The following is a 5,104-nucleotide window of genomic DNA, read 5'->3' as shown; positions in this document are numbered from 1 at the left end:
TGGTCGGCGGGGTCGAGGAGGCGTTCGGTCTGGGCCAGGGGGGTGAGGCCGTCGTGGTCCCAGGTGAGGGCGACCGGGTGGGGCAGATCGGGTGAGGTGGTGGTCTGCTCGACGAGGACCGGGCCGTCCCAGGTGAAGTCCACCTGTTCGGTGACGGTCGAGCCGTCCGGCGCCAGGCGTTGCTTGGCGATGCGGCGGCCCAGCGGGTCGTACAGGTAGCGCCAGCGGGTGCCGTCCGGGGTGGTGACGGTGGTGAGGCGGTCCTCGGCGTCCCACTCGTAGCGCCAGGTGTCGGGCTTCTTCGACAGGCGGACGCGCTGCCGCAGGACGGTGCGGCCGGCTGCGTCGTACTCGTAGCGGAAGCGCCCGGCGCGGGTGAGGCGGGTGCCGGTGTAGGCGCGCTCGCCGGTGGCGTCGGCGGCGGCGTGCCCGGCGGGCCAGGAGGCGGAGGTCTGGTTGCCGGCCGCGTCGTAGGCGTAGGTCTCGCTCCAGTCGGCCGCGGTGACGGCGGTGACGCGTCCGGCCGGGTCGAGGTCGAAGGCGCGGTGGCCGGACAGGAGGTCGTCTACGGCGGTGAGGTGGCCGTCCGGCCGGTAGTGGTACGTGCGCTGCTGGACGGTGGCCGCCTCCGGGCCGGCTGTGAGGGCCTGGCCGGCCAGGCGTCCGGCCGGGTCCCACCACTGGGCCAGGGTGAGGTGCTCGCCGATGCGGCGGGCGGTCTCGCGCCCGGCGGCGTCGTGGGTGAAGTCCAGCGTGCGGCCGGAGGTGGTCAGGGCGGTGCGGTTGCCGGCCGCGTCGTAGGCGAGGGAGGACACCGCCCCGGTGGGGGTGGTGCGGCGGGTGCGGCGGCCCAGCGCGTCGTAGGACAGCGACAGGGCCCGGCCGTTCACCAGCTCGGTCTTCACCCGCCCCAGCCGGTCGCGGTGCCAGCGCACCTCCGCGTCGGGCCCGACGGCCTCCACCGGCCGTCCGGCCGCGTCGTAGGCGAAGGTGGTGACCCTGCCCCCGGCCTCCTTGCGGACCAGGCGGCCCAGCTCGTCATGGGCGAAGGCGATGGTCTCGCCCAGCGGGGTGGTGCGGGCGGCCAGTTGACCGGCCGCGTCGTAGGAGTAGGACAGGGTGCGGTCGTCGAAGTCGGTCTCGGACATCAGGCGCCCGGCCGGGTCGTACTCGTACGACCAGCTCAGCCCCTGGGGGTTGGTGACGCGGGTCAGGCGCAGCTCGGCGTCGTGCTCGAAGGTGTGGCGCACCCCGTCCGGGCCGGTGCGGGCGGCCAGCAGGTCGAAGTGGGTGTACTCGTATGTGGTCACCCCGCCGGCCGCGTCGGTGTGGCGGACGCAGTTGCCCTCACCGTCGTACTCCCACGACTCCTCGGCCCCGTCCGGGCCCGTGCGGCGGGCGAGCCTGCCCTCGACCGTCCACTCCAGGCGGGTGACGGCCCCCAGGGGATCGGTGATGGCGGTGGGACGGCCGAAGGCGTCGCGGGTGTAGCGGGTGACGGCGCCCATGGGAGTCCCCCCGCCGGAGGCAGGGGGAGCATCGGTGATCTCGACCGGCAGCCCGGCCGCGTCGCAGAGCACGGACGTGACCTGGCCCAGGGCGTCGGTGACCGAGGCCAGATGGCCGCGCTCGTCGTAGGCGTAGCGGGTGGTGTGGCCGGCCGGGTCGGTGGTGGCGGTGCGCAGGCCGCGCTCGTCGTAGGCGTGCCGCCACACCGCCCCGTCCGCCTCGCGCACCTCGACCGGCAGCCCGAGGCCGTCGCGGGTGACGGCGATCCGCCGCCCGTCCGGGCGGGTCAGGCCGGTGAGGCGCCCGTGCTCGTCGTAGGCGAAGGCGGTGGTGCGGCCCAGGGGGTCGGTGACGGTCAGCGGCTGCCGGTGGTCGCCGTAGGTGTAGCGGGTGGTGTGGCCGTTCGGGTCGGTGGTGGCGACCGTGCGGCAGCGGTCGTCGATCACATGGCGGGTGGTGTGTCCGGCGGCGGTGGTCAGCGTGGTGACCTGGTGACCGGTGTCCGGGTCGATCCCGTCGTAGGCGATGCGGACCTGCATGTGGCCCTCGGTGCCGCCCTCGCCAATGCACCGGTGCAGGTTGTCGTAGACGTAGTCGTAGCGCCGGTCGTTGGAGTCGGTCCAGGCGATCACCCGGGCCTCGTCGTCGTACTCGAACCGCAGCGGCCGCCCCGAGGAGTCGGCGACCTCGGTGAGGTGGCCGTCGGTGTAGCCGTAGCGCCTGACCACCTGATCGCCCAGCGACAGGGTGGTGACGCGGCCGTCCTCGACGGTCAGGTGCAGGGTGTAGCCGCCGCTGTGCTCGATGCGCAGCGGGGCGCCGGTGGTCTCGTCGTAGGCGAAGAGGATCCGGTGCCCGGCCCGGTCGGTGATCTGCTCCAGCCGCGCCACACCGTCCGCCCCGCCGCCCCCGCCCCCGGGCGGCGGGGCGAAGTGCCGCACCCGTCCGGTGTCCGGTTCGGTGAGGGTGTAGCCGCCGTCCGGGGTGCGCTCCAGCGGCATACGCGCCGAGCCGGCCGACGGCAGCGTGGGCACGCCGGGGGCCGGGTGCGGGTACGCCAGCAGCCGCCCGTCCTCGGCGACGAACACCACGCCCTCAGCGTCCACCTCCAGCCGCTGGTCGACGGTGGAGGCCCACGACGGCCCGAACCACCGCCCGGCGGTGTACCCGGACTCCACGTACCGCCGGAAGACCAGCGGCATCGCGCCGGGCAGGGTGATGTCCGTCTGCGGCAGGAACATCCTCCCCGTGGCCAGGTCCACCGGGTCCGTGCCGCCGGAGTCGCGCTCCTCCGGCTTGCTGCCGTGCTGCTCCGGGCCGTCCCTGTCCAGGGCGCGGCGGGCCTTGCCCGCATCGGCTGCCGCGTCCGCGGCGTCGGCCGCGATCCGAGCGCCCTTGACACTCGCCCCGGCACCGCCGGTCAGGACGGTCAGCGCCGCGTCGAAGACCAGCCGGCCGCCGCCCTCGGCCGGGTCCTTCATGAAGGCCGAGACCATCTGCTTGCCCGTGCCCAACGGGTCGTTGGACGCCTGGAGCAGTCCGGCGACCGTGCTGTTGAGGGTGGTGGCGTACTCGCCCGGGTGCCCGAGGTTGTACGGGTCGGCGGGATTGAGACTGCGGGCCAGGGCGACCAGTTCGGTGCCGCTCTTGACGAACCCGCCCAGCACGTGCGAGTTCTCCAGGTGCATTCCGGCCATGCCGTACTTGAACTGCTCGCCGTACGACGGCTTGGGCGGCGCCTTCTCCCGCGCCGCCTTCACGGCCGAACGGGCCTTCTCCGCCGCCGTGTCGCGCTGCTTGCGCGCCTCGGCGAGGATCTCCTCGGCCTCCTCCGCCTTCGCCGGGCCCGGGTCCTTGAAGGCGGCCGGGCACACCGGCGGCGTACCCGGGTCGTCGCCCGCCTTCGCCTTGGCGTTGTAGGCGTCGACGGCCTTGTTGTACGCGTCGACCTTCTTGTTGTGCGCCGTCCGCGCGTCCTCGGAGGCCTTGACGGCGGCCTCGTACTTGGTGATCGCCTCCTTGGCCCGGCCCTGCGCCCACTCCACGGTGTCGGCGAAGTCCTCCAGGGCGCCCGCGGCCTTCTCGCAGGCTTCGGCGGCCTTGAACCACCGGGGAGGCTCCTCGGCCGCCTTCGTCCGGAAGGCGTCGGCCGCCTCGCCCTCGATCCCGGAGGAGTCCAGCCCCTTGATGCCCCTGCCGACGTTGTCGAAGGACTTGGCGAAGTCCTTCAGGTGACCTGCGGTCGAGCGGAGCTTGCCCGCGCTGCCGTAGACCAGCTTCCTGGGATCCTCGGTCTGCCCGAGCTGGAGTTCTTCGGTGTCCGCGCCCATCGCGTTCGCGGTGGAGCGGGACTTGTCGCGCACCCAGTCCGCGCCGGACTCCCAGCCGGCCTTGTCCAGCCCTTCGGCCGTCCTGTCGCCCAGCCACTCGACGCCGTCGCCGAGCTTGCGCACACCCTTCTCGAAGCCGTCCTCGAGGCTGTCGGGAACGAGGTCCCAGCCCATCAGCCCTCGCCCCCGTCACCCTGCCGCCCGCCCTGCTGCTGCGCCTGCTGCTGGGCCCGCTCCTCCGGGGAGGGACCGAACATCACGTCCCGCACCGTCTCGCGCTGGTGCTCCTCGACCCCGGCCGCGTCCATCGCCAGGTCGTTCAGGAAGCCGCCCTGGCCCTCGCTGGTCACGTTTCGGGCGGTGTCCTTCCAGGTCTGCGCCATCTCCTGCTGGGCGGTGCGGAACGACTCGGCGCTGTAGTCGGGCCGGTAGTTGTCCAGCGAGATCAGCTCGTCCCACTCCCGCTGGGCGACCTCCTGCCCGGACAGGTGGGGGTTGCCGACGAAGGAGTTGGCCGCGACCTTGTAGGTGCCCTCCCAGTACTGGTCCTCGGCGTGGACCATGCCCGCCGCCAGGTCCAGCCGGGCCGCCAGCTTGTTGGCCTCCATGACCAGGGCGCGTACGCCCCACTCCCAGTCCTCGCAGAAGCCCTCGAACTCCCCGGCCAGCCCCGGGTGGCCAGCCTCCATGGCCGTCAGCACCATCGAGTCGAAGCCCGCGCCCTGGATGGAGTCGGTCTCCGAGCCGCCCACCTGCTTCAGCTCGTCGATCGCCCCGTTGAGGCCCTTGGTGATGAGGTCCAGGGCCTCCTTGGAGAACTTCAGGTCACCGTCGCCGCTCACCGCGCGCCCCCGTCCCGCTCCGCGCCGCCGGCCCCCATATCCGCATCCACCGCCGCCGCGTCCGGCACGATGCCCCGCACCGGCGGGAACAGCATCGAGCCGTCCTCGTCGGCGGCGTTCACCGCCACCCCGGCCGGACCGTCCACCTGAGGAACGACCACATCCAGCAGCCGGGCCCCCAGCAGCGCCGCGTACTCCCACTCCTCACCGGGCGCGGCGCCCTTCAGGCGCGCGAAGCGGGCCAGCGCCGCCTCGTCGGTGAACGTGTGGATCCAGCGGATCCCGCCGTGCACGGCCGTCAGCAGCCGGCCCTCCATCAGCGGCACCAGCACGGCGGTACGGCGGAACTCGCCCACCATCGCGCGGGGGTTCCCCCGCCCCGCGCGCACCGCGGCTATCTCCCCGACGAGCTCCACCCCGTAC

General features: G+C 73.5%; 3 protein-coding genes. All 3 read right to left on the bottom strand.

Going from position 1 to position 5,104, the window contains the following annotated elements:
• The coding region (locus L7D48_RS25525; protein WP_237882924.1) for a putative T7SS-secreted protein at positions 1 to 4,013 on the bottom strand (4,013 nt) is incomplete at its 3' end.
• Complete coding sequence (locus L7D48_RS25520; RefSeq protein WP_237882922.1) at positions 4,013 to 4,681, bottom strand: hypothetical protein; 669 nt, start codon at positions 4,679 to 4,681, stop codon at positions 4,013 to 4,015. The genes L7D48_RS25525 and L7D48_RS25520, both read right to left, overlap by 1 nt.
• Entirely contained in the window at positions 4,678 to 5,097 is a 420-nt protein-coding gene (locus tag L7D48_RS25515; RefSeq protein ID WP_237882926.1) for a hypothetical protein, read from the bottom strand. The genes L7D48_RS25520 and L7D48_RS25515 overlap by 4 nt, the downstream gene beginning before the upstream one ends.
• Positions 5,098 to 5,104 lie beyond the last annotated feature (7 nt).

The organism is Streptomyces sp. ICN903 (genome assembly GCF_022015835.1).
In the GTDB taxonomy this organism is placed as follows: Bacteria; Actinomycetota; Actinomycetes; order Streptomycetales; family Streptomycetaceae; genus Streptomyces; species Streptomyces fenghuangensis.
This window is presented reverse-complemented; position numbering and strand designations above follow the sequence as displayed.